This is a genomic window from Mesorhizobium sp. M7A.F.Ca.US.005.03.1.1 (assembly GCF_003997975.1).
Taxonomy (GTDB): domain Bacteria; phylum Pseudomonadota; class Alphaproteobacteria; order Rhizobiales; family Rhizobiaceae; genus Mesorhizobium; species Mesorhizobium ciceri.
In genome coordinates this window covers 17,418-42,345 of sequence record NZ_RZRO01000003.1, presented here as the reverse complement: position 1 = coordinate 42,345, position 24,928 = coordinate 17,418, and the positions used below count along the sequence as shown (strand labels likewise).

Genomic DNA, 24,928 nt, shown 5'->3' with positions numbered 1-24,928 from the left:
GCGGGCAGGCCCGCAACAATCCCCGAACAATCGCCCAGAACCGGCAGCTTTCGCCTGCGATTGTGGCATCAGTACGCCAACATAGAGGATTCTGCGCCTTTGCGGGAAATTGCGCAATGCGTCGCACGGGCAACAAATGTTACAACAAATATTACAATATTACATCAGGCCGGCCGGCTAGATCCTGTCGCGCAGCGCAAACCAGTTGAGCGCCAGGAACAGCAGCGGCGTGCGGAAACGCCGGCCGCCAGGGAAAGGCGGGATTTTCAGATCCTCGATCAGCTTCAGCCGGTCGCGGTTGCCGGCAACGGTTTCGGCATAGAGTTTACCGAAGTAGTTCGACAGCATGACGCCGTGGCCGGAATAGCCGCCGGCCGAGATCACATTGGGCATCACTTCGCGCACGAACGGCTTTCTTGGCACCGTGATGCCGACATAGCCGCCCCAGCCATGCGTGATCTCGACATCCCCGAGCGCCGGATAGAGTTCCGCGATCTGGCGGCGGATGTGGATGTGGATATCCCGGGGATCGTTGACGCCATAGACCTCGCGTCCGCCAAACAGCAGCCGTCCGTCCTTCGATTTGCGGAAATAACGCACGACGAAGCGGGAATCGTCGACCGCCTCGCCGCCCGGCAGCACGTCCGAGTGCGTATCCAGAGGCACCGTCGCGCCGATGAACGAACCGATCGGCATGACGTGCGCGGCACTCACCGGCTCGAGCGTGCCCCCATAGGCGTTGACCGCGATCAGGCATTTCTGCGCCGTCACCGTGCCTCTCGGTGTCGAAACCTTGACCTTGCCGCCACTGGAAATGATGCCGGTTGATTGAGTCCCCTCGAACAGCTGCGCGCCTGCAAGCGCTGCCACCCGCGCCGTGCCGATCACCAGCTTCATCGGATGGATGTGCCCTGTGCCGGTGTCGCGCGTGCCGCCGAAATAGGCGGTCGAGCCCAGCCGCTCCGCCGTCTCCCTGGCATCCATGAACGAGATATGCGGGTAGGAAAAACGGCTCGCCATGATCTCGGCATGCGCCTTGTAGTCATCGACATAGCGCGGCTTGTGCGCCACCGAGAGCTGGCCCGGCATATAGTCGATATCGATCTGGTTGGCGGCAGTGAATTCGAGGAGATGCGCCTTCGCCTCTTCGGCAAGATCAAACAGCGCCTTGGCGCGGGACAAGCCGTACTCGGCTTCCAGGTCCTCGGCCCAGACGCGCTGGCCGGTGCCAAGTTGGCCACCATTGCGCCCGGAGGCGCCATCACCGAAGCGATACGCCTCGATCAAAACGACATTGGCGCCCGCCTTGGCCAGATGCGCTGCCGCCGACAGGCCGGTAAAACCGCCGCCGATGACAACGACGTCGCATGTCCGGTCGCCATCCAGCGCCGGGTATTCAGGCCGCGGGCCGGCCGTGTCCTCATACCAGGAACGGCCGGGGGAGATCGGGGATTGGTAGGGCATGATGCTCGCAGGCAGTAGGGCAGTAGGGCAGTAGGGCAGTAGGGCAGTAGGGCAGTAGGTGGGGACTATTCTGGGGACAATTTACGGATCAGAAGCCGCAAGAGCGTTCCGACGCTCTCACTGCGGGCCATCAATGATTCGATCGTCTCGTGCGAGGCGATTCCGACGCGTTGCGCGATCAGCAGATGGGTCTCCAGTTCCTTGAGTGATCCCTGGGCGATCCTGAGAAATTGCTGATAGGAAGCTCGGCTTTCTCGCCCGTAACCTTCGGCAATGTTGGCGGGAACGGAGGTGGCTGCACGGCGTACCTGAGTCGTCAGGCCGTAGAGCTCATCCCTTGGCCAAGCTCTGGTTGTTTCGTAGATCGATACCGCCAGATCCATAGCTTGCTGCCAGACAATTAAATCCCTGTACGATTCAATCTTGGCCGTCATCCTTGCCCTACTGCCCTACTGCCCTACTGCCCTACTCCCCTGCTCCCCTACACATTCAGTAACAAATACTCCCGCTCCCACGGACTGATCACTTCCATGAAGGTCTCGAATTCCGCGCGCTTGATCGCCGCATAGGTCGCGGCGAACGACTTGCCCAGATGAGCGCAGAGTTCCTCGTCGCCCTCGAACAGGTCGACGGCTTCGAGCAGGCCGCGCGGCAGGTCGATCTCGTCGGCATTGGCCGTTGTCAGGACCGGGGGCTCGGCCTTGATCTTGTTGGTGATGCCGATCAGCCCGCAGGCAAGCGATGCCGCCAGCGCCAGATAGGGGTTGGCATCGGAGGACGGGATGCGGTTTTCGACGCGCCGTGCCGCCGGATCCGAACGTGGCACGCGAAACGCCGTGGTGCGGTTGTCATAGCCCCATTTGTTGTTGACCGGCGCCGACGCCGCCTGTGTCAGCCGGCGGTAGGAATTGACATAGGGCGCGAACATCACCAGCGCGTTCGGCACATGCTTCTGCATGCCGCCGATAAAGTGGAAAAAATCGTCGGTTTCCGAGCCGTCAGCGGCCGAAAAGATGTTCTGTCCGGTCTTCTTGTCGATGATCGACTGATGGATGTGCATGGCGGAGCCGGGTTGCCCCTGGATCGGCTTGGCCATGAAGGTGGCGTAGATCTCGTGCTTCAGCGCCGCCTCGCGAATGGTGCGCTTGAACATGAACACCTGGTCGGCCAGTTCGATCGGGTCGCCATGGCGTAGATTGATCTCCAACTGGCCGGCACCTTCCTCGTGGATCAGCGTATCGATCTCCAGGCCCTGGCTTTCGGAGAAATGATAGATGTCGTCGATCAGTTCGTCGAATTCGTTGACGCCGGCGATCGAATAGCCGGCGCCGCCGCCGATCGCGCGTCCCGACCGGCCAACCGGCGGGGTCAGCGGATAGTCCGGGTCGGGATTCTTGCGCACCAGGTAGAACTCGATCTCGGGCGCCACCACTGGCTTCAGGCCGAGCTTGTCATAGGCGGCCACCACACGCTTCAACACGTTGCGCGGCGTGAACTCGACCGAGCGTCCGTCTTGGTGGACGAGGTCGCAGATGACCGCGGCCGTCGGGTCTTCTTCCCAGGGCACCACCGTCAGCGTCGACAGGTCGGGCATCAGTTTGAGGTCGCCGTCGTCTTCGGGGTAGTGGAAGCCGTTGCCATCCTCGGGGTAGCCGCCGGATATCGTCGTCATGAAGACTGCCGACGGCAGCGCCAGCGAGGTGTTGGAGGTGAATTTCTTCGATGGCATCATCTTGCCACGCGCGACGCCTGCCTGATCGGGCGTGATGCACTCGATGTCCTCGATGCCGCGCCATTCCAGCCAGGCGCTGACTTCCTTCCAGTTCTTGACGCCTCGTTGGTTTTTCACGAAGGCAGGCGTGCGGGCGCGTCCTCCGCGGCTCGACGGACGGACTTCCTTTTTTGCAGGCGGCATCATTCACCAGATTGGGTTGCGGATTGTGGAGTATAGCCGTGCCCTCCTATGGAAGGGAAGGGGAGCCGCGTCGGGCATTGCCCGGTGCGGTTGAAAATCACGCCAATCGGCTTAGTTTCGGCCGTCCCAATTCCAATCGAGGCGTTCAATGCGGCGCAATGACAAACTGACGACGATCGGCTTCGACGCCGACGACACGTTGTGGCAGAACGAGCAGTTCTTCCGGCTGACGGAAAAGCGCTTTGCCGCCATGCTCGTCGACCATGGCGAAGCGGAGCACATCTCGGCACGATTGCTGGAGGCCGAAAGGCGCAACCTCGCTGTCTATGGCTTCGGCATCAAGGGATTTACCCTGTCGATGATCGAGACGGCGATCGAGGTCACGCAAGGCCGCGTGCCGGGCTCGGTCATAGCGGAGATTCTCGATGCCGGCCGCGAGATGCTGAGCCATCCGATCGAGGCCTTGCCGCACGCCCGCGAGACGGTCGAAAAGCTTGCCGGCGCATTCCGCCTCGTGCTGATCACCAAGGGCGACCTCTTCGACCAGGAGCGCAAGCTGGCTGGCTCAGGCCTTGGCGATCTGTTCGACGCGGTCGAGATCGTCAGCGACAAGAATGCCGCCACCTATAGCAGGCTCTTCAACCGCCACGGCGATGGTCCGGCGAAAAGCATGATGGTCGGCAACTCGCTGAAGTCGGATGTGGTGCCGGCCATCGAGGCCGGCGGGTGGGGTGTTCATGTGCCGCATGAACTGACCTGGGTGCTGGAGCATGTCGAAGCGCCGGTAACCGAATCGAGGTTCCGCCAGATATCCGATCTCGGACAACTGCCCGGACTGATCGAAAGCATCATCGATCCCTGATCGCCGGGCGATCCGTGGTCGCCCGGCCTTACCTGGTTTCGATTCCGGACGGAAAAACCGCTATACACTTTCCCGCAATTGCCTCAGCGGCCGATCAGGCGATCGATCACCGGTTGCAACCGTTCGGGCGTGATCGGCTTGGCGATCACCACGTCGATGACACCAGACAGGCCCAGGCTTTCCGTGGTGCCATTCTTGGTTGACAGCAGGATTACCGGTGGCAGCGATTTGCCCGAGGCGCGGCGCAACGCGTCGATGCTGGACATCAGATTGTCGCAGTCCTTGTTGTCGGCGCCGCCGTCAAGGACAACCGCGCCGGGAATGAGCGACCGCAAGATCCTTGCCGCCGTGTCGGGAGATTCCGAAATCGGCTTGAGCCCGGATCGCTCGACGATCTTTGAAATCACCACGCGATTGATTGGCGACCTGCCGACGACAAGCACCTGCGACGGATCACGGATCGCCTCGGCGGTTGAGCCGCGGGTCACCAGATTCGGATGTCTTGGAGTCTCGCCTTCGCGATTCACCGGGCACACAAGTCAGCCAAGAAGCTCGCCCCTATTTCAATGCAGAGTTGAATCCGGAGCGCAATTGGCGTGAGATCGCAGCCTATGTCAAGTTGAAATAAAAGTGCCCGAAATCATCGCCGGGACAGTGAATTTCAAGCAACGCTACTGTACTCGACTGTCCACACGTGCATTTCATAAAAAGAAAATTCACCTGCGCAGGGGCTGCGCAGGTGAAGGGTCGGTTGCATGAATTTCAGTCAGCCGTGGCTCTGCTGCGTGACGATCACCGGGATCAGCAGATCGCCCCAGTTGCCGTCGCCGCCGTGATGTCGTGCCGAGCGCACGAGTTCCACCGAGACGCCCGCCTCGACCGCCTTCATAACCGACTGGTTGAGGCGGTGCAGGTCGTTGGCCAGCATGCGGATCGTCGCCTGCTGGTCGACGCTCATCGTTGTCGACTGTTCCTCGGCGCGTTCCTTGACGCGGCTTATCGATGCCATTGGTTTTCTCCTTGTGTCCCAAGCCCTGTCGGGCGTTTCCTCTGAGTTTTTCTGTTCGCTATTCGGCGGCCGGTTTGAACTGCGCGTGCTCCGTCGATTCATGCATGGCGGTGGTCGACGACTGGCCGCCGGTGATCGCCATCGACACGGCGTCGAAATAGCCGGTGCCGACCTCGCGCTGATGCTTGGTCGCGGTGTAGCCATCGGCCTCGGCCGCGAACTCCGCTTCCTGCAACTCGGAATAGGCCGCCATCTGCCGCGCCTTGTAGCCGCGCGCCAATTCGAACATGCCGTAGTTGAGCTGGTGAAAGCCGGCGAGCGTGATGAACTGGAACTTGTAGCCCATGGCGCCGAGCTCCTTCTGGAACTTGGCAATCGTCGCGTCGTCGAGGTTCTTCTTCCAGTTGAACGACGGCGAGCAATTGTAGGCGAGCAGCTTGTCGGGATGGTGCTTGCGCACGCCGTCGGCGAATTTCCTGGCCTGCGCCAGGTCGGGTTTCGAGGTCTCGCACCAGATCAGATCCGCGTAAGGCGCATAGGCGATGGCGCGGGCAATGCAGGGCTCGATGCCGTTCCTGACATGATAGAAACCTTCAACCGTGCGCCCGGCGTCGTAGTCGACGAAAGGCTGGTCGCGCTCGTCGATGTCGGAGGTGAGCAGCTTGGCGGCTTCCGCATCGGTGCGCGCGACGACCAGGGTCGGCGTGCCCATCACGTCCGCCGCCAGGCGCGCGGCGTTGAGGTTGCGAATGTGCGCCGCAGTCGGGATCAGCACCTTGCCGCCGAGATGGCCGCATTTCTTTTCCGACGCCAACTGGTCCTCATAGTGGACGCCGGCGGCGCCCGCCTCGATGAAGGCCTTCATGATTTCGAAGGCGTTGAGCGGCCCGCCGAAGCCAGCTTCGGCGTCGGCAACGATCGGCGCGAACCAGGTTTCGACCGAAAGCCCATTGCCTTCGGAGGTCTCGATCTGGTCGGCGCGCTGCAGCGTCCGGTTGATGCGCTTGACCAGTTCAGGCGCCGCATTGGCCGGGTAGAGCGACTGATCCGGATACATCGCGCCAGCCGTGTTGGCGTCGGCGGCAACCTGCCAGCCCGACAGGTAGATCGCCTTCAGCCCGGCGCGCACCTGCTGCATCGCCTGATTGCCGGACATGGCGCCGAGCGCGTTGACGAAGTCCTCCTCGTGGATGAGCTTCCACAGCCGATTGGCGCCCATTTCGGCAAGGCTCTGGCGGATCTGCACCGAACCGCGCAGACGCTTCACATCCGCCGCCGAGTAGGGTCGTTCGATACCGTCGAAGCGACCTTCCGGCGCCGATGGGACGAGGTTGTAAAAATCAGTCATTGGTCACTCCGAGGAATTGCTGATCTGTGTCAAGGCGTCAATCATTTGAGGGTAGTTGGGTATGACTGGATTTACATTTCTGCGCGAAATCAGCCACAAAAATCAGGTAAACTGAGAGGATATAAGAGAAAACCTGTGTTGCGTTTGACAGAAGTGCGTTGTAAATTTGTCATTATTGTAAAAGGCCCGTGCCCAGGAATTCGTGTAAATTGCTGTAAAGGACAGTCCATGGCTGACCAGAAGATCTTCGCCGGGCCGCGCATCCGCCGCATTCGCAACGCCAAGGGCCTGACCCAGACGGCGATGGCCGAGGGTCTCGGCATTTCGCCGTCCTACCTCAATCTGATCGAGCGCAACCAGCGGCCGCTGACGGTGCAGCTGATCCTCAGGCTGGCCTCCGTCTACAAGGTCGATCCACACGAGCTGCAGGGCGAGGCGAGGGGATCTGTCGCTGCCTTGAAGGAAGTGTTCACCGACCCCCTGCTGGTCGGCGAGTTGCCGGGTGATCAGGAACTGATCGAGCTTGCCGAGGCGGCGCCCAATGCGTCCGCGGCCGTGATAAAGCTGTTCCGCGCCTATCGCGAGCAGGCCGAGCGCCTGTCCGACCTCAACGAATTGCTGGCACGCGAGGGTCGGGCGACGGCGCTTTCCGGCGCCCGCCTGCCGATCGACGAGGTGCACGAGATTTTCGAGCGCCGGCCGAACCATTTCGCTGCCCTCGAGGAGGAGGCCGCGGCGTTCACCTCGGTGCTCGATCCCGGCGACGATCTGTTCGGCGCGCTGAAGGCCTGGCTGAAGCGCGAATATGGCATCGTGGTCAAGGTGCTGCCGGTCGCGACCATGCCGAACTGGCGCCGCCGTTATGATCGTCATTCGCAGCGCCTGTTCCTGTCCGAACGCCTGTCGCCGTTCGACCAGTTGCGCGAAGTCGCGATGGAGGCCTGCCTGATCCGCATGACGGTCGCGGTCGCCGGCGAGATCCAGGCGCTCAAGCTGAGCACCGACGAGGCGCGCCGCCTGGCCCGCTTCGAACTTGGCCGTTATGCGGCGCATGCGCTGATGATGCCCTATCAGGCCTTTCACGCGGCTGCCGTGCGCGCCCGCTATGACATCGATGTCCTGCGTTCGCGCTTCGGGGTCTCCTTCGAACAGGCGGCCAACCGGCTGACCATGCTGCAGCGGCAGGGTGCCTCGGGCGTGCCGTTTTTCATGCTGGAGGTCGACAATGCCGGCAACCGCTTCCGCAAGGCCGGCAGCCAGGGCTTTCCTCAAAGCCGCTTTGGCGGCGGCTGTCCCAAGCTGCCCGTGCATGTCGCCTTCACCCAGCCCGGCCAGGTCTTCGTCGAGGCAGTGGAAATGCCCGACGGCGCCGAGTTCCTGTGCATCGCCCGCACGCTGGAAGGGCCGCAAGGCGCATTCTCGGAACGCCCGCGCCGCACCGCGCTGCTGCTCGGTTGCGACATCGGCTTTCGTGACGATATCGTCTATGGCGCGGCATTGCCCGGTGCGGCAATCACCGCAAAGGCCGGCACCGTCGCGGCGACACCGGTCGGGCCTGCTTGCCGGCTTTGCGAACGCGTCGGCTGCCTGGCGCGGGCAGAACCGCCGGTGACGCGCCCGCTCGGCCTCGACGAGATGGTGACGGGCCTGAGTGCTTTCGATTTTCAGTGACGCCGTGTTCTTCTGAAATGGAGGAAGGTGCCACAATTGTCGGCGGCCGCTGGCTCAGTTCCGGCCTGCGCCTTTGCGTTACGCCAACAGAGCATCTTTTTGTCGTCCCTTGCGCATCGTCCCGTCCACAAGAGCCCGACAGTGGCAGCCATGATCGATACCGCATCGCCGATCGTCGCATCGCCAGCCGTCTCGCCGCGCGAGGAGCGCGTCGGCATGCTTTTGGTCTTCCTGTCGGCGCTGATGTGGAGTTTCGGCGGCGCCATCGCCCGCTTCATCACTGTCGGTGACAGCTGGACGGTCATTTTCTGGCGATCCGTGTGGGCAGCCGCCTTCCTGGTCTGCTTCATGGTTTGGCGTGACGGCTGGCGTGGCATGCTGAAGCTGTTCCGCGACATGGGGTTGCCCGGCCTTGCCGTCGGGATCTGCTTTGCCACGGCATCGACCGCCTTCGTCGTGGCGCTCGCCTACACCACCGTCGCTAACATCCTTTTGATGCAGGCAGGCGTGCCGTTGCTGGCGGCGCTGTTTGCTTGGGCATTGTTTCGCGAAAGGGTTGGTGTCGCGACCTGGGTGGCAATCGCCGCCGTCATCACCGGCGTCGCCATCATGGTGTCGGAATCGCTCGATGGCGCCGTCTCGCCCATGGGCGATGGGCTGGCGCTGTTGATCGCGGTCATGTTTTCGGTCGCCACCGTCATCACCCGGCGGTTCTCCGGCGTGCGCATGACGCCGGCGACGTGCCTCGGCACCATGCTCGCGGCCGGCTTTGCCGTCTCGCAGGCATCGACCCTCGCCGTATCTGGCAGTGACATGGGCTTTCTGTTTGCCTTCGGCGTGGTCAATCTCGGCCTCGGCCTGGCCTTCTTCGCCACCGGCGCGCGACTGATCCCGGCGGCCATCGCGGCGCTGCTCGGCACGTTCGAGCCGATCCTCGGCCCGATATGGGTCTGGCTCATTCATTCCGAGGTGCCGTCGGGGCGCACCATCATCGGCGGCGCGGTTGTGGTCACGGCGCTGCTCGTCCATATCGGGCTCGAATTCAAGCGCCAGGCAAGGCCCGAACGCGCAGGGGTCACCGGGGTGCCGTCACCTAATTGAAGCGGCCTGCAGCTTTGCCATTGACAACGTCGCTGCGGCACGGGCAGGCTGGGAATACGGCAACAACAAGACAGGCGTATCTTGCCAAGTCTCCCAGCCGGTCCGATCGGGACCGGACCATATCGTCGTATCTCTGCCCGCGCCATGGCGAAAGCCTCTGACGGTATTGGCACGCCTCCCAGGCCGCCTCAGGGGCATCCAACCATCGCATCCAACCGCCTGCATGGTCTCGGCAGTTCGCGCTTGTCGCCCCTTGGAAAGCTCAATAGTCTGAAGAAAATGCCGGTCGCGCTGATGTCGCGACGAGCCGGTGAAGGAACACTCATCAAAGGAGAATAGCATGATCCGCAAAGCGCTCTGGCTTTCGGCAACGTCGGCATTCCTGACATTTTTCACCGTCGGCGGTCACGCCGAAGATCGTGTCGTCAACGTCTTCAACTGGTCGGACTACATCGACAGTTCGATCATCGACGATTTCACCAAGGAAACCGGCATCAAGGTCGTCTATGATACCTTCGATTCCAACGAAATCCTTGAGACCAAGCTGCTTGCCGGCGGCAGCGGCTATGACGTCGTCGTGCCCAGCGGCAATTTCCTTGCGCGCCAGATCCAGGCCGGCGTGTTCCAGAAGCTCGACAAGTCGAAGCTGCCCAACATCTCCAACATGTGGGATACGGTTTCGGAACGCACTGCCAAGTACGACCCCGGCAACGAATACTCGGTCAACTACATGTGGGGCACGGTTGGCATCGGCTACAACATCAAGAAGGTGCAGGCGGCGCTCGGCACCGACAAGATCGACAGCTGGGATGTCTTCTTCAATCCCGACAGCCTGGCCAAACTGAAGGACTGCGGCGTCTACGTGCTGGACTCGCCGGCCGACATCATTCCGGCTGCACTGAAATATCTCGGCCTCGACCCGAACAGCACATCGCCCGACGATATCGCCAAGGCCGAGGAGACCTTGCTCAAGGTCCGACCTTATATCAGGAAGTTCCATTCCTCCGAATACATCAACGCGCTCGCCAACGGCGATATCTGCCTGGCCGTCGGCTGGTCGGGTGACGTGTTCCAGGCCCGCAACCGCGCGGTCGAGGCCAAGCAGGGCGTCGAGATCGGCTATTCCGTGCCGAAGGAGGGTGCGCAGATGTGGTTCGACCAGATGGCGATCCCTGCCGACGCGCCGCATGTCGCAGAGGCGCTCGAGTTCATCAACTACATGATGAAGCCGGAAGTTATCGCCAAGTCGTCGAACTACGTGCTCTACGCAAACGGCAACAAGGCTTCGCAGCAATTCGTCGACAAGGCACTGTTGGAGGATCCCTCGGTTTATCCCGATGCCGAGACCATAAAAAAGCTCTACACCGTCTCGCCATACGATCCCAAGACCCAGCGCGTCATCACGCGCACCTGGACCAAGATCGTCACCGGCCAGTAAGCAATCCGACACGGTCCCGGCAGCCACCTGCCGGGACCGTTTTTACCTGGGGCAAGAAGCAAGAAAATCAGGACGGAGTGGGACATGAAATCGCTTGGCAGCATCCGCAGGGATTTTGCACCGTGGAACGACCCGAACGCCAAGCCGTACATCCAGTTCGACAACGTCACCAAGAAGTTCGGTGACTTCACCGCCGTCAACAATCTGTCTCTGACCATCTTCGAGCGCGAGTTCTTCGCGCTGCTCGGTGCTTCCGGTTGCGGAAAGTCGACGCTGCTCAGAATGCTCGCCGGCTTCGAGGAGCCGACAGCCGGCCGCATTCTGCTCGATGGCCAGGATCTGCGCGGCATCCCGCCCTACCGGCGGCCTGTCAACATGATGTTCCAGTCCTATGCGCTGTTCCCGCATATGACGGTCGAGAATAACATCGCCTTCGGCCTCAAGCAGGACGGCATGCCGAAGCCCGAAATCGCATCGCGCGTTGCCGAGATGCTGAAGCTGGTCAAGCTCGAGCAGTTCGCCAAGCGCAAGCCGCATCAACTGTCCGGCGGCCAGCGCCAGCGCGTCGCGCTCGCCCGCTCGGTCGCCAAGCGGCCGAAGGTGCTGCTGCTCGACGAGCCGCTCGGCGCGTTGGACAAGAAGCTGCGCGAAGAGACGCAGTTCGAACTGATGGACCTGCAGCAGAATCTCGGCCTGACCTTCGTCGTCGTCACCCACGACCAGGAAGAGGCGATGACCATGGCCGATCGCATCGCCATCATCGACAAGGGCGAGGTGATGCAGGTGGCAACGCCGGCCGAAGTTTACGAGGCGCCGGGATCGCGTTTCGTCGCTGGCTTCGTCGGCAACGTGAATATGTTCGAGGGCAAGATCGCGCGTGGCGAGGCGGGCAGCGCCAGCATAGACGCCGGCAACGGCATCACCATCCGCACCGACAATGCCGGCACCGCCGGGGCTGGGACGGCCGTCACCTTCGCCATCAGGCCCGAAAAGATCAAGGTGTCGTCGAAGAAGCCGGCCGAGGCCGTCAACGCCATCGAGGGCGAGGTCTACGACATCGCCTATCTCGGCGACATGACCGTCTATCATGTCAGGCTGGACGACGGCCAGGTGGTGCGCGCCAGCACCATGAACGCGGCCCGCATCACCGAGGATCCGTTGAGCTGGAACGACCGCGCCTGGGTTTCCTTCCGGCCCGACGCCGGCGTCGTGCTGACGCGGTAGGGGGCGACCATGTCGAGCGCCGCCGTCACCACAGCATCAGCCTCTCCGGCATCCAATGCCGGCAGATCCATCCTTGCCAGGCTGGGTGCTGCCTTCGTTGGCCGACTGGTCATCATCATCCCGTATGTCTGGCTGCTGTTCTTCTTCCTCATTCCGTTCGTCATCGTCTTCAAGATCTCGCTGTCGCAGACGGCGATCGCCATTCCGCCCTATACGCCGGCGCTCGATTTCAGCGGCGGTATCTCAGGGTTCCTGGCTCAGCTGAAACAGCTCAGCCTCGACAACTACACCTGGCTGACGCAGGACGCGCTCTACTTCAACGCCTATGTGACCAGCGTCATCATCGCCGCGGTCTCGACGGTCCTGACATTGCTCGTCGGCTACCCCATCGCCTACGGCATGGCGCGCGCGCCGGCGACGATCCGCCCGACCTTGCTGATGCTGGTCATCCTGCCGTTCTGGACCTCGTTCCTGATCCGCGTCTACGCCTGGATCGGCATTCTCAAGCCCGAAGGGCTGCTCAATCAGCTGCTGCTCGCCACCGGCATCATCCACCAGCCGCTGATCATCCTCAACACCTATACGGCGATTTTCATCGGCATCGTCTATTCCTACCTGCCGTTCATGGTGCTGCCGCTCTATTCCGCGCTCGAGAAGATGGACTATTCGCTGATCGAGGCGGCCAAGGATCTCGGTTGCCCGCCGACCAGTGCGTTCTGGAAAATCACCTTCCCGCTGTCGCTGCCCGGCGTCATCGCCGGTTGTCTGCTGGTGTTCATTCCGGCCGTCGGCGAATTCGTCATTCCCGATCTGCTCGGCGGATCGCAGACGCTGATGATCGGCAAGACGTTGTGGAACGAGTTCTTCGCCAATCGCGACTGGCCGGTATCGTCGGCCGTGGCCGTCATCCTGCTGTTGCTGCTGATCGTGCCGATCATGCTCTTCCAGCGGGCTCAGGCGCGCGCTCAGGAAATGGACAGGTGACCTCATGAACGCCACCTGGAGCCGCTTCAACATCACCTCGATCGTGCTTGGCTTTGCCTTTCTCTACCTGCCGATCGTGCTGCTCATCGTCTTCTCGTTCAACGAATCGAAACTGGTCACGGTCTGGGGCGGTTTCTCGACCAAATGGTACGTCTCGCTATTCCACAACCAGGGTCTCATGGACGCGACCTGGGTGACGGCGCGTGTTGGCCTGATCTCGGCCACGGTTGCGACGGTGCTGGGCACCCTGGCGGCACTCACCTTGACCCGCTACACGCGCTTCAAGGGCAGGGTGCTGTTTTCCGGCATGGTCTTTGCGCCGCTGGTCATGCCGGAAGTCATCACCGGCCTGTCGCTGCTGCTGCTCTTCGTCGCCGTCGGGCTCGACCGCGGCTTCCTCACCGTGACGCTCGCCCACATCACGCTGACCATGTGCTTCGTCGCCGTGGTCGTGCAGTCGCGGCTCATGACTTTCGACCGCTCGCTGGAAGAAGCCGCGATGGATCTTGGCGCAACGCCGGTGGAGACCTTCTTCCAGATCACATTGCCGGTCATCATGCCGGCGATCGTCTCCGGCTGGATGCTGGCTTTCACCCTTTCGCTCGACGATCTGGTCATTGCCAGCTTCACCTCCGGGCCGGGCGCGACGACGCTGCCGATGAAGATCTACAGCCAGGTTCGCCTCGGCGTGACGCCGGAAATCAACGCCGCCTGCACCATCCTGATCGCCGTCGTGGCGATCGGCGTCATCATCGCCTCGCTTGCCAACAAGCGGCGTGAGGTGCAGCGCCAGCTCGACGAGCAGGCCGCGCAGCGCGGTTGAAGATGAAAACGCGACCCCTTATTCCCCGGAAACGCCGCGGCTGATCGGGGAAATGAACGGCGTGCTCCAGGTTCCGCCGACGAAGAACGACGACTGGTTGGGGCCTTGCTGGCCGTTGGCCTGCGTTGCCGCCTGGTCAGGCTGAATGACGCCGCCGGACAAGGCCAGTCCGCGCCCGGCGTAGGACGCGATGCCGGACAGCCAGATCTTGTACTTCGCTGAATTGGCCTCGGCCTTGTCGATTCGCGCCACGCCCTTCGAAATGGTGGCCTTGATCTCGGCACCGTCGATCGGCAATGTTGCGTCGGAGACATCGTCGAGCGCGAAGAAGCCGCCCTGTTCGGTATGTTTGAGGAAGGCCGGCAGGTTGAGCTTGCTCAACGCACCCGGCCCGAAGGTCGCCGAGACCGAGCCGTCGGCATTGTCGAAGATGGAATCCCAGGTTCTGCCCGGCCCCTTGAGGATCACCGAGACGGTGCCCGTGCCGACCGGCACCAGCCGCGTCATCCCTGCCGCCGTGCCGAAAGCACCGCCGTCGATGTCGGACGCCAGAAGGCGGATTTCGACCTGCGAGCCTTCCGGCTTGCGATCGAAGCGAAGGCTGGTCTGGATGTTGCCGCCGAAGGCCGAGGCATCGGAGATGTCGAAGACGGACAGACCATCCTTGACCTGGGCCGTGGCGGCGACGTCGGCGAGCTGGATCGGCCCCGCCGTGGCGTGCGCCGCCGACAGCCTGAGATCGAGATTGATCTTGTCGGCGAAACTTGTGTCGATTTCGCCAGGCCCCGCCCCTCCGGTCGGCACCAGCGGGGTGAAGGCCGACAGAAACGATCTGAGGTCGAGCGTGTCGAAGGCGAGCGTGCCGGAGATCACCGGTTGTGCTTCACCAAGCGAGAGGTCCAGCGCACCCATCCCCGGATTGTTGTCGAGTGCAATCGCCGTGTTGTCGAACTTGACGCGCCCGCCGGTCGCGGTGATCTTGCTCGAAATGCTGACCGAGCCGATCGCCGCACCCGGAGCGATGCCGGCCTGCGACCATTCCAGGACACGCCGCAGCGAGGGCGCCGAGAACTTCGCTTGACCGTCGAAATAGGTATTTTCAGACATGCTGGCCGTGCCGTCGAACGAGAAGGTGGCGGGCGCCGCCTTGAAGGACAGTGTCAGCGGCGCCGTGCCGCCGGCAAACAGCACAAGCGGTTTGGCCGAGGCGACGTCCAGCGCGACGCTTTCGCCCCGCCAGATGCCGGTTGCCGACAGCGTCGCATTGCTGTTCATCGCCGCCCAATTTGCCTGACCGTTCAAGCTGCTCAGGATCTCGACGTCCTTGCCGCCGATGGAGGCTACCATGCGGCCGTCGCGAAACTCGACCGTGCCGAAGGTGTCGGTAGGCAGCTTGTCGAGGTCCGGTTTGGCGGGGTCGGCGTTGACCAGGCCGCGCGCCGTGTCGATGGAGCGCGTGATGCGCCCGCCGGTCGGGACAGCGGGCAGGAAAAGGCCGGCAGGCGTGCGCTGGACCCGGATCGTCGGCCGCACCAGCCGCGCCGTCGAAAACACCACGTCGCCGCGCAAGGCCGCCATGGCGGAAAGGTCGACCTCGACCCGTTCTGCCTCGACCACCGGCGGCGCCTCGGTGTCGGTCCATTGTGACAGCGTCACATCGGTCAGGATGGCGCGGAATGTCGGCCAGACCTCGATACGCGGCGAACCGTCGATGGCGACACGGAAGCCGCTCCACGCACTCATTTCCCAGGCGATGCGGTCGCGCACGATACGGGTGGAGGCAATCAGCGGCAGGGCGGCAACGACCAGCGCGACGACGATCACGGCAGCGCCGATCGCCCATATTCCGCGCCGGATCATAGATGATGGCATATGGCCCCGTATGCTTCCATTCCGACAAATCGCGCGACGGGTGTAACCCCAGGTGTCACCACGGCCCCGGTCGTCACCACGACCCCGGTCGTGACCAGGACTTCCGGCCGTCACTACGACTTCAAGTTGTCACTACGACTTAGGGCTGAGGCATTTCAAGTCTTTATGGCCCGGCGATGGCATTTGCGCACATCTGGTCGCATCAGCCGAACAAAATCTTGCTCTGCTGCGCTGCGATATGCATAAGCGATGGCGACCGTGGAGGAACGATCATGGCTGCCGAACAACCGCTCTGGACCCCGACGCAAGACCAGATTGACGCAGCACCCTTGACCGCCTTCACCAAGGCCGCCGGAGTCAAAGCCGGCGTAGCGTTTTCCTCGTATTCGCAGCTTCACGCCTGGTCGGTCGAGGACCGTGAAGGGTTCTGGAGCCTGGTCTGGGATTTCTGCGGCATCGTCGGCGGCAAGGGCGACAAGCTGCTCGTCGACGGCGACAAGATGCCCGGCGCTTCTTTCTTTCCCGATGCGACACTGAATTTCGCCGGGAATCTGCTGAAGAAGACCGGCTCAGGCGACGCAATCGTGTTTCGCGGCGAAGACAAGGTCGAGCGCCGGCTGTCCTGGAACGAGTTGCACGCGCTGACCTCGCGGCTGCAGCAGCTTTTCCTGTCGCTCAAGGTGAAGAAGGGCGACCGCATTGCCGCCATGATGCCCAACATGCCGGAGACCGTCGCCGCCATGCTGGCCGCCGCCTCGGTCGGCGCCGTCTGGTCGTCCTGCTCTCCCGATTTCGGCGAGCAGGGCGTGCTCGACAGGTTCGGCCAGATCGAGCCCGTCGTCTTCATCGCGCCGGATGGCTATTGGTACAATGGCAAGGCGATCGAAGTCGCCGACAAGATCGCCGCGGTCGCGGCCAAGCTCGGCACTGTCCGCAAGATCCTGGTCGTCGACTATCTCGGCACATCGAGCGATGTCGCCGGGATCATCGACAAGGCGGTGGCGCTGGAAGAGGCGCTGTCGCCCTTCGCCGGCAAGCCCGTCGCCTTCGAGCCGCTGCCGTTTTCGCATCCGCTTTACATCCTGTTTTCGTCGGGAACGACCGGCATTCCCAAATGCATCGTCCATTCGGCCGGCGGCACGCTGATCCAGCATGTCAAGGAACACCGGCTGCATGCCGGTCTCACCGACGGCGACCGCTTTTTCTACTTCACCACCTGCGGCTGGATGATGTGGAACTGGCTGGTGTCGGGGCTCGCTTCGGGTGCGACGCTGCTGCTCTATGACGGTTCGCCCTTCTACCCCGACGGCAATGTGCTGTTCGATTTCGCCGATGCCGAGAAGATGACTTTCCTCGGCACCTCGGCCAAGTTCATCGATTCCGTGCGCAAGGCCGGCCTCAAGCCGATCCGCACGCATGATCTGTCCACTGTGCGGGCAATCTCCTCCACCGGCTCGCCGCTGTCGCCGGAAGATTTCCGCTTTGTCTATGACGGCATCAAGAAGGACGTACATCTGGCCTCGGTCTCCGGCGGCACCGACATCGTCTCCTGCTTCGTGCTCGGCGTGCCGACGCAGCCGGTCTGGACCGGCGAGATCCAGGGACCCGGCCTCGGCCTGGCCGTCGATGTCTGGGACGACGACGGCAGGCCGGTCCGACAGGAGAAGGGCGAGTTGGTCTGCGCAAAAGCCTTTCCGGCGATGCCGATCGGCTTCTGGAACGACCCCGATGGCAAGAAGTACCGGGCGGCCTATTTCGAGCGCTTCGACAATGTCTGGTGTCATGGCGATTTCGCCGAATGGACCGAGCATGGCGGCCTCATCATCCATGGCCGCTCCGACGCCACGCTCAACCCGGGCGGGGTGAGGATCGGCACGGCGGAGATCTACAATCAGGTCGAGCAGATGCCTGAGATCCTGGAAGCATTGTGCATCGGACAGGACATCGACAACGACGTGCGCGTCATCCTGTTCGTGCGCCTGGCCGCCGGCGTGCAGCTCGACGAGGATCTGGAAAAACGCATACGGGCAAAAATCCGTAGCGGCGCGAGCCCGCGTCACGTGCCGGCAAGGATCGTCGCCGTCACCGACATCCCACGCACCAAGTCGGGCAAGATCACCGAGCTTGCGGTGCGCGACGTGGTGCATGGCCGCGCCATCAAGAACAAGGAGGCGCTCGCCAATCCAGAGGCGCTTGAGCTGTTCAAGAACCTGCCGCAATTGGCCGAGTAGCTGCTAATGCATGTCGCTCAAAAGTGGCCCGGTTTTGAGGCAACGACACGTATGAAAAAGTGACTTCGGAATGGTTAACGAAATATCTCGCTAGAATTTACCTAGATTTCATGAGTGGTACACATTCGTAAATTTTCCGGCGCCCCGGTAAGGGGTTGTTAAGGTCCGGCGTCGATAGTCGCAGGTAACTTGAGGGAGAAATCCCGTTCCTCAGCCCCGAGGATCCGAATTCGCTCAAGCCCCCGTTGTGACAGCAATCCCATCTCTTAAGGCGCCTTTGGGCGCCTTTTTCTTTTTATCGGGATCGAAGCGTGGAGGGCTGATCTATTCCGCGAGCACACGGGTCGATGGAAAAGCGACCTCGACCAAGGTGCCTTCGCCCGGGGTCGAATTGATGGTGAACCGGGCACGGTTGGCTTCCACCATCGCTTTGGTCAAAGGCAGTCCAAGCCCGGTGCCGTCGCCGCGTCCGCGCTTCAGCGCGTTGATCTGCTTGAACGGCTTCAGCGCCTGCTCGATCTCGGCATGGCTCATGCCGATGCCGGTGTCGCGCACCCGCATGACGACGTCGCCCGACGTCTCATAGGCGGTCGAGACGATCACCTGGCCGCCGGCCTGGGTGTAGCGGATGGCATTCGACAGGATGTTGAGCGCGATCTGGCGCACGCTGCGCAGGTCCGCCACCACTTCCGGCAGCCGCGAAGCGAAGCTGGAGCGGATGATGACCCGTTCGCGATTGGCCTGCGGCTGCATCATCGCCACCGTCTCGGCCAGCGTGTCGTTGAGCGACACCGCCTCATAGGCCATCTCCTGCTGGCCGGCCTCGATCTTGGAGATGTCGAGCAGGTCGTTGACCAGGTCGAGCACATGATTGCCCGAGCGGTTGATGTCGCGCAGATAGTCGCGGTAGCGGTCGTTGGCGACAGGTCCGAACTTCTCGTCGACCATCAGTTCGGAAAAGCCGATGATGGCGTTGAGCGGGGTGCGGATCTCGTGGCTGATGCGGGCGAGGAAATCGGTCTTCTGCGAGGACGCGCGCTCGGCCACCGCACGTGCCTGCGTCAAGTCCTCTTCGGCCCGCTTCCACTGCGTGATATCGCGAACGACGGCGCAGAAGCCGCTGTCGTTGGGCAGCCGGCCGATGGTCATGAACAGCGGAATGAAGCGGCCTTGCGATTCGCGACCGATCACCTCACGGCCGTCGTTCATGACACTCGCCACGCCGGGCTCGGACAGTCCGTTGAGATAGTCGCGTGCCGCGCGCTGACTTTCGATGGCAAACAGCGAGGCGAACGGCTTGCCGGTCACATCGTCGCTGTCGAAGCCGAACAGTGCTTCGGCCGGCCGGCTGATCGATCGGATGGTGCCGTCACGGCCGATCAGCACGACGCCGTCGGTGGCGGTGTCGATAATGGTGCGCATCTCGGCGATGCGCGCCTTGAGCTCGGAAATATCCGGCTGCGTCTGCTCGTCGCCAACCACATGCAGGCTCGCCGGCGCATCATCCTCGCCGGAGCGTCGCACGACCAGCATCAGCGCCTTGCCGTCGCGCCAGGGGACAGAGCGCAAAATGGCCTCGATCGGGAATTCCTGTCCATCACGCGTCTTCAACCGCAGCGCGCGATCGGTGCCGTCGGAAACGCCGTCGTCGGCATAGGGGTCGGCAAACAACGCGCCGAGGCCGCCGGCATCCGCCAGATCGTCGAGCGCCTCGTAGCCGGTCAGGCTGAGGAATTCCTCGTTCGCATAGTGCAACTGGTCTCCGGAATGGATGAGCAGCGGCACGGGCAGCTTACCGAGCAGCGACGTGTCCGGGGCCTTGTGTTCATCTCCGGCGGAAAACGCCGACGGCACGAACCCTTCGGCCTTGAGCGGCGGAACCTGCAGGCGAGGGCGCTCGACGCGTATTTCCGCAGCGTCGCCTGCATTGACGGCCTGCGCGGCAACCGCCTGCTCGTCAGGCGATGCGGCTTCCTCGTCGGGCTGCGCCCAATCCTCGCTGTCTTCGGCATCGCGAAAATCTGCTGACGTCATGCTGTCGTCATCGAGGACATCATGTGTCGCGTCAGTGGCTTCAGGCTCTTCGCCGGGCGAAACCGCAGCGGTGTTCTCTGGTTCCGCCGCCACGGGGCCACGTTCGTCATCTTGGCCGGCATAGTCCAGCAACGAGCCCGTCACATTCATCCCAGGGGGGGCTTCACGAGCCGCTTCGTCCGGGTGACCGTCAAGCCGTGCCAGATCCTGCTCGTCTTCGGCATCGACATCGGTCTCGGATGGCTCGACCGGTTCGTTCTCTGGCCCTGACGCAGGGATGCCGCCGGTGCGCATCGGGTCGTCGGACGCCTTGACCGGAGCCTCGGTCTCCGCTGCCGACGCCTCAGCAGTCTCAGTCTCTGGTGGCTCGACCGGAGCACTCTCCTTCTTCAGCCGCTCGCCGATTTCGCGGAAGGCGCTGCGTTCCAGGGTCGAGAGGCCCTTGTCGTTGGCTGGCTGGCGATGTTCGGCGAGCCGGATCACCTTGTCGGCAAAGCGCCGCTCCTGTTTCGGCACGATGGTCAGCGCCGGCACCTCGCCCTTGAACGGATCCGATGCCTGAGCGTCCTCGGCCCTGGGCTCCTCAGCGTTCGGCTGTTCGGGCGCGGGTTGGATGACTTGCGGTTCCGGCGTTGCCGGCGCCCGGCCATTGGGCACCAGCGCCATGCCGATGGCCTCCGGATCGACGACCGCGTCGCTGGCGCGGGCAACGCCGAAGCCGCGGAAACCCTCGAAGGCGCGGCTGCGCCCATAGACAGGCAGCGCCGCCAGGTCGACGGGTATCTTCAGATCGGTGCCGACGACCGGCCACAGCACGGAGCGTCCGGACCAGGTATCGCGCCGTTCGAGGAGCCCCGATATCTCGCCCGAGGGGTCGAGGCCGAATGTGGCGGCGACATCCCTGAAGCGTCGGCCAATCACGTCGGCCGCCGGCTTGCCGACGATGTCGGCGAATTCCGGCGACAGCGCGCTGAACTTGCCTTCGGCATCGGTGCGCCAGACGAAGCGCACCGGCGCCGCTGCGCGGTCTATCGCCGAGACGGTCGTCGGCGTGGCCGCGGAGGTGGACTGGACTTCCAGGGCCGCCGGTTCTTGAGGCGCTTCAGGTCCGGACGCAGCTGGTCGCGGCGCCTGTTCCCCTCCGTCCTCGCCGGCGTTGAAGTACCAATGGTCGTGTTGCGCCGGTGTGGGCTCTGCTGCCGCCTGATCGCTGTTGGCAGCCGTCGGCGCCTGCCCGATCACGTCGGTGATCGCATGCGGCTGCGATGCGGCGACGTCCTCGGTCGGCAGTGCGGCGCCTGGTTCCTCGGTCGGCGTCTCGCCACCCTGTTCCGGCTGCGAAGCCGCATCGCCAGCTGGTGCCGCCTCGGCAATGGTTTGCGTGAGGTGTTCGCCCGCAGGGGCTGTGTCGTCGAGCTGGTCCTCGTCGATCACCACCAGCAGATGCCGCTCCTCGGTCAATCTTGCCAGCCCCGCCGGGTAGGAGGCCGTGCCGCCCGGGACAAGGCGCTTGACGATGCGGTCGCTCTCGGCTGCGACGTCGGCAACCAGTGCTGCCAGCGTCTCCGGCAGGATGCCCAGTGCCGAAAATCCTTCCGAGGCCGCCTCAACGTTGCCCCTGGCATCGACAAAGGCGATGAAATGACCATCCTCGGTGAAGCCGCTAATGGCGCGCGCGGCGATTTCGCCGGCACTGCGTGACCCTGTCTGAGCCGCCGGCACTGCCAGCATGATCGCCTTCTCGGCGTCCGGCATGGTCACCGCACTGGCCAGGAAGCCGACGGCGCGGCTGGTCATGCCGGTCGCCAGCCGCACCATGATGGCGCGGTCGCTGCCAATCTCGGGAAATCCGCTGGTCGCCATGATCTGGCGCCTGGCGATCACGGGCAACTGCGCCGAGGCGCCTATGATCGCCTCGATGTCGGGATAACCGAACATCGCGGCTCCTGGCCCATTGGCCCAGATCACCTGCTCCAGATCCGCCGACAGGATCGCGATCGCGTCGCCTGCGGCAAAGCGCTGGCGGACCGCGTCGAGCACGGCGACATCAAGGAAGGAATATTCGGACGGCATGCGCTTGGCGGACCTCACGGAGCGGCGATTTTGCAGTTAACGCTTTGTTAATAAAAGCCGGAGGCGCGAAGGTCCACAAGCCAGAACGTGCAAAGGCTGGAATCTGGGCTCTTGGTTAACGGCCCAAAAGAAATTTATGGTGCACTGCAACAAAGATATTGCAATGCACAAAATTTGCCTTTATATTGCCATCATACATGAACGAGACGGCTTTCTGTCAAAGCCGCTGCCGCTGAAAAGGATGGAAAATGTCCAGGACCAAGACCGCCGAGACGATCGAAAACGTTGAATTCCCGAGCTTCGACGCTTCCAAGGCCACTGACCAGATTCGCGCTTTCGCCGAAAAGGGCGTTGAGCAGTCGAAAGAGGCTTATGCCAAGCTGAAGACCGGCGCCGAGGAGACCCAGAAGGCTCTGGAGTCGACCTACGAGACCGCCAAGACCGTTTCCAACGACCTGTCGCTCAAGACCATCTCCGCTTTGCGTGCCAATGCCGAGGCCGGTTTTTCCCACCTCGAAGCCCTGATCGGCGCCAAGTCGCTGTCGGAAGTCGTCGAGCTGCAGACCGCCTTCCTGCGCAAGCGCGTCGAATCGACCGTCGAGCAGGCCAAGGACTTCCAGGCCGTTGCCTCCAAGGCCGCCGAGGACGTCTCCAAGCCGATCAAGACCGCCTTCGAGAAGGCGATGAAGGAAATCAAGGTTGCCTAACATTTGCGCATGATCTGAAGATGCAACAAAAGGTCGCATTTTCTTAAAAACGATCAGGTGTATGATGGCAGCCATCAAGGAATACCCGGTGAGTGGAACCTCCTCCCTCTGCTCCCCGGGGTGACCAGCCAGCACCTCCTCCCGCTGGCTCGTAACAGGAAAAGGCCGGCACCTCCTCCCGCCGGCCTTTTTCTTTGTCCGTCGCCTGGTCCTTGCCTGCGCCTTCTTGCTGGGCGAATGCCGCGCCGATGTGGGGAAGTGACCTTTGCTTTCCAAAAGCCTTGAATTAGAATCCATAAGCCCGTAAGGACGCATCGCCGAACGACAGAGCGGCGGATGAGTTTCTGTTTCGATCCGCTCAGGCAACGTGCCGTTGTAGCTCAGATGGTTAGAGCGCCGGATTGTGGATCCGGAGGTCGCTGGTTCGATCCCAGCCAACGGTACCATAAATAGCGACATAATTTCAAAGACTTAAAGGCTTCTGGTTAGCTAGGCTGGCTTGGGTGTCGGTGCGTCTTATGGACGTGTACCATTCTGGTGCCATAGGGAGGCCGTCCAGCTATGACGGTCGACAAAATGGCGGTCAGCCGGGAGCGAACCCTGCCAATGACGTCAGCCGTCGTTTCGCCTGAGATCTTTGCGCAGCCAAAAAAGCCGTCGTCCACACGGAACCTTTGCTTGCGGAAACCGCAGGCCAAGTTGCTACCCTCTCGCCGGGAGCGGCATTGCTGGCCTGGTGGTGCGCCGATCTGGTTCCGACGCAAAAGCTGCGTTGGCCGCGGCCGGTGCCCAGGCAGATACTCCAGCGTTCAGTTGGGCTCCAGTGCGTACCGCCTCATTTTCAGCAGCCCTGTATGAGGCGATCTCGAATCATCTCTGCAATCGGGATCGCCGAGGTGGCGGCGGGGGAAGGCGCGTTGCAGACGTGCAGCATGCGGTCCGTTTGTGCGAACAGGAAATCATGGATGAGGGCACCGTCCTTGCGCACGGCTTGCGCGCGGATGCCTGCTTCGTGCGGGAGCAGGTCGGCGAGCTTGAGGCTCGGACAGTATTTCCGGCACTCCTCCAGATAGCCTGGCTTCCAGAGCGAGTTGCGGAGTTCCGTTACCGCAGATCCGCGGTTGGCGAACACGGTTTTCCAGAAGCCGGGAAACAGCGCGTAGTCGGCCATGTCCGAAACATTGAACGAAAGCCGTGGATAGCCTTCGCGGGCAAAACCGATAACGGCATTCGGCCCGACCGTGACGCTGCCGTCGATCATCCGCGTCAGGTGCACGCCAAGGAAGGGCAGGGCTGGATCCGGGACGGGATAGATCAGATGGCGGACAATGTCGTTCTTCGATGCGGGAAGGCGATAGTATTCGCCGCGGAAGGGAACGATGCGATGCTCGATCGAAAGCCCGGCGAGCACGGCCAGCCGGTCCGATTGGAGACCGCCGCAGACCACCAGTTTTTTCGCCTGCCAGTTTTCGCCGGCCGACGCGATATCGACGGAATCGATGACTTCGCGAATGCCGGTGACGCGCGTCGACAGGCGGATCTCGCCGCCAAGCGCCCTGATGCGCCGCCCCATGGCTTGGCAGACATCGGCATAGCTGACGATGCCGGTCGAGGCCACGAAAAGCGCGCCGAGACCGCGGATGTTCGGTTCCCGCTCCTTCAATTCACCCTCGCTGACGCGCCGGACTTCGATCGTGTTCTGCTTCGAGCGTTCGTGGAGCGCCTCCATGCGCTGCACTTCGAGTGCGGAGGTGGCGACGAGCAGTTTGCCGCAGACATCGAAGCGGATGCCGTTCTCCTGGCAGAAGGCCTTGGTGGCATCCGCGCCCTTGCGGCAGAGCTCGGCCTTCAGGCTGCCTGGCGGATAGTAGATGCCGGCATGGATGACACCACTGTTGTGGCCGGTCTGGTGCTTGCCGAGAGCCTCCTCTTTTTCCAACAGGATCAGGCTGCAGCCGGGATATGTTTCCAGCAGCCGCATGGCCGTCGCCAGGCCGACGATGCCGCCGCCGATGACGCAGTAGTCGAAAATCATTGTTGTAGCCCTTGCCTGCCCGATTATGCGTGCGCCGTCTGACGATCGCCATAGCCGAAATAGGCCTTTTCCAGCGCATGTCCGTCGGCAAGCTCGCTTGCCGAACCCTCCAGCGCGTTATGGCCGTTGCGCGGCAC

At 62.6% G+C, this 24,928-nt stretch carries 18 protein-coding genes and 1 tRNA gene; 10 read left to right on the top strand and 9 right to left on the bottom strand.

Going from position 1 to position 24,928, the window contains the following annotated elements; translation table 11 throughout:
• Positions 1 to 177 precede the first annotated feature (177 nt).
• The 3 genes from EN990_RS02170 to EN990_RS02160 form a co-directional block, all read right to left on the bottom strand.
• The gene (locus EN990_RS02170; protein ID WP_127369909.1) at positions 178 to 1,464 is read right to left on the bottom strand and encodes an FAD-binding oxidoreductase; all 1,287 of its coding nucleotides are present in this window, start codon (positions 1,462 to 1,464) and stop codon (positions 178 to 180) included.
• Positions 1,465 to 1,529: 65 nt separating this feature from the next.
• Complete coding sequence (locus tag EN990_RS02165) at positions 1,530 to 1,898, bottom strand: four helix bundle protein (RefSeq protein WP_064994597.1); 369 nt, start codon at positions 1,896 to 1,898, stop codon at positions 1,530 to 1,532.
• 47 nt (positions 1,899 to 1,945) lie between these two features.
• Entirely contained in the window at positions 1,946 to 3,382 is a 1,437-nt protein-coding gene (locus EN990_RS02160) for a glutamine synthetase family protein (RefSeq protein ID WP_027035719.1), read from the bottom strand.
• A gap of 145 nt (positions 3,383 to 3,527) precedes the next feature.
• Here EN990_RS02160 and EN990_RS02155 point away from each other — a divergent pair, with 145 nt between their 5' ends.
• Complete coding sequence (locus EN990_RS02155; RefSeq protein ID WP_063170071.1) at positions 3,528 to 4,241, top strand: HAD family hydrolase; 714 nt, start codon at positions 3,528 to 3,530, stop codon at positions 4,239 to 4,241.
• A gap of 83 nt (positions 4,242 to 4,324) precedes the next feature.
• On the opposite strand, the gene EN990_RS02150 is transcribed toward EN990_RS02155, so the two are convergent.
• The 3 genes from EN990_RS02150 to aceA all read right to left on the bottom strand — a co-directional run bounded on the left by EN990_RS02150 (position 4,325) and on the right by aceA (position 6,598).
• Positions 4,325 to 4,729 (bottom strand): response regulator, encoded by a 405-nt coding sequence (locus EN990_RS02150; RefSeq protein ID WP_244506851.1) that lies wholly within the window; start codon positions 4,727 to 4,729, stop codon positions 4,325 to 4,327.
• Positions 4,730 to 5,007: 278 nt separating this feature from the next.
• Positions 5,008 to 5,250, bottom strand: coding sequence for a hypothetical protein (locus EN990_RS02145; protein ID WP_006202762.1), 243 nt, complete (start codon positions 5,248 to 5,250; stop codon positions 5,008 to 5,010).
• A 58-nt stretch (positions 5,251 to 5,308) separates the two neighbouring features.
• Positions 5,309 to 6,598 (bottom strand): isocitrate lyase, encoded by a 1,290-nt coding sequence (gene aceA / locus EN990_RS02140; protein ID WP_024505756.1) that lies wholly within the window; start codon positions 6,596 to 6,598, stop codon positions 5,309 to 5,311.
• A gap of 228 nt (positions 6,599 to 6,826) precedes the next feature.
• On the opposite strand from aceA, the gene EN990_RS02135 reads away from it, so the two are divergent.
• The 6 genes from EN990_RS02135 (at position 6,827) to EN990_RS02110 (ending at position 13,839) form a co-directional block, all read left to right on the top strand.
• Positions 6,827 to 8,269 carry an XRE family transcriptional regulator gene (locus tag EN990_RS02135; RefSeq protein ID WP_013530246.1) on the top strand — a complete coding sequence of 481 codons (1,443 nt, stop codon included), beginning with the start codon at positions 6,827 to 6,829 and terminating at the stop codon, positions 8,267 to 8,269.
• A gap of 150 nt (positions 8,270 to 8,419) precedes the next feature.
• Entirely contained in the window at positions 8,420 to 9,370 is a 951-nt protein-coding gene (locus EN990_RS02130) for a DMT family transporter (RefSeq protein WP_127365728.1), read from the top strand.
• A 340-nt stretch (positions 9,371 to 9,710) separates the two neighbouring features.
• Positions 9,711 to 10,808 carry a polyamine ABC transporter substrate-binding protein gene (locus EN990_RS02125; protein ID WP_013530248.1) on the top strand — a complete coding sequence of 366 codons (1,098 nt, stop codon included), beginning with the start codon at positions 9,711 to 9,713 and terminating at the stop codon, positions 10,806 to 10,808.
• A gap of 84 nt (positions 10,809 to 10,892) precedes the next feature.
• Positions 10,893 to 12,032 carry an ABC transporter ATP-binding protein gene (locus EN990_RS02120; RefSeq protein ID WP_013530249.1) on the top strand — a complete coding sequence of 380 codons (1,140 nt, stop codon included), beginning with the start codon at positions 10,893 to 10,895 and terminating at the stop codon, positions 12,030 to 12,032.
• 9 nt (positions 12,033 to 12,041) lie between these two features.
• Positions 12,042 to 13,016 carry an ABC transporter permease subunit gene (locus EN990_RS02115; protein ID WP_063170075.1) on the top strand — a complete coding sequence of 325 codons (975 nt, stop codon included), beginning with the start codon at positions 12,042 to 12,044 and terminating at the stop codon, positions 13,014 to 13,016.
• 4 nt (positions 13,017 to 13,020) lie between these two features.
• On the top strand, positions 13,021 to 13,839 hold the full coding sequence (locus EN990_RS02110; RefSeq protein WP_127388235.1) for an ABC transporter permease subunit: 819 nt from the start codon (positions 13,021 to 13,023) through the stop codon (positions 13,837 to 13,839).
• Between the two features lie 18 nt (positions 13,840 to 13,857).
• Here EN990_RS02110 and EN990_RS02105 read toward each other — a convergent pair whose 3' ends face one another.
• The gene (locus tag EN990_RS02105) at positions 13,858 to 15,711 is read right to left on the bottom strand and encodes an AsmA family protein (protein WP_024505753.1); all 1,854 of its coding nucleotides are present in this window, start codon (positions 15,709 to 15,711) and stop codon (positions 13,858 to 13,860) included.
• Between the two features lie 272 nt (positions 15,712 to 15,983).
• Between EN990_RS02105 and EN990_RS02100 the strand changes: the two genes are divergently transcribed.
• Positions 15,984 to 17,942: an acetoacetate--CoA ligase gene (locus tag EN990_RS02100; protein ID WP_127369412.1), complete on the top strand. Its 1,959-nt coding sequence runs from the start codon at positions 15,984 to 15,986 to the stop codon at positions 17,940 to 17,942.
• 324 nt (positions 17,943 to 18,266) lie between these two features.
• Here EN990_RS02100 and EN990_RS02095 read toward each other — a convergent pair whose 3' ends face one another.
• Positions 18,267 to 22,049, bottom strand: coding sequence for a PAS domain S-box protein (locus EN990_RS02095; RefSeq protein WP_127365729.1), 3,783 nt, complete (start codon positions 22,047 to 22,049; stop codon positions 18,267 to 18,269).
• A gap of 248 nt (positions 22,050 to 22,297) precedes the next feature.
• Between EN990_RS02095 and EN990_RS02090 the strand changes: the two genes are divergently transcribed.
• On the top strand, positions 22,298 to 22,756 hold the full coding sequence (locus EN990_RS02090) for a phasin (RefSeq protein WP_013530255.1): 459 nt from the start codon (positions 22,298 to 22,300) through the stop codon (positions 22,754 to 22,756).
• A 369-nt stretch (positions 22,757 to 23,125) separates the two neighbouring features.
• Positions 23,126 to 23,202 (top strand) — tRNA-His (locus tag EN990_RS02085).
• Positions 23,203 to 23,597: 395 nt separating this feature from the next.
• Here EN990_RS02085 and lhgO read toward each other — a convergent pair.
• Positions 23,598 to 24,788: an L-2-hydroxyglutarate oxidase gene (gene lhgO, locus EN990_RS02075; RefSeq protein WP_206519179.1), complete on the bottom strand. Its 1,191-nt coding sequence runs from the start codon at positions 24,786 to 24,788 to the stop codon at positions 23,598 to 23,600.
• Positions 24,789 to 24,928: the final 140 nt, after the last annotated feature.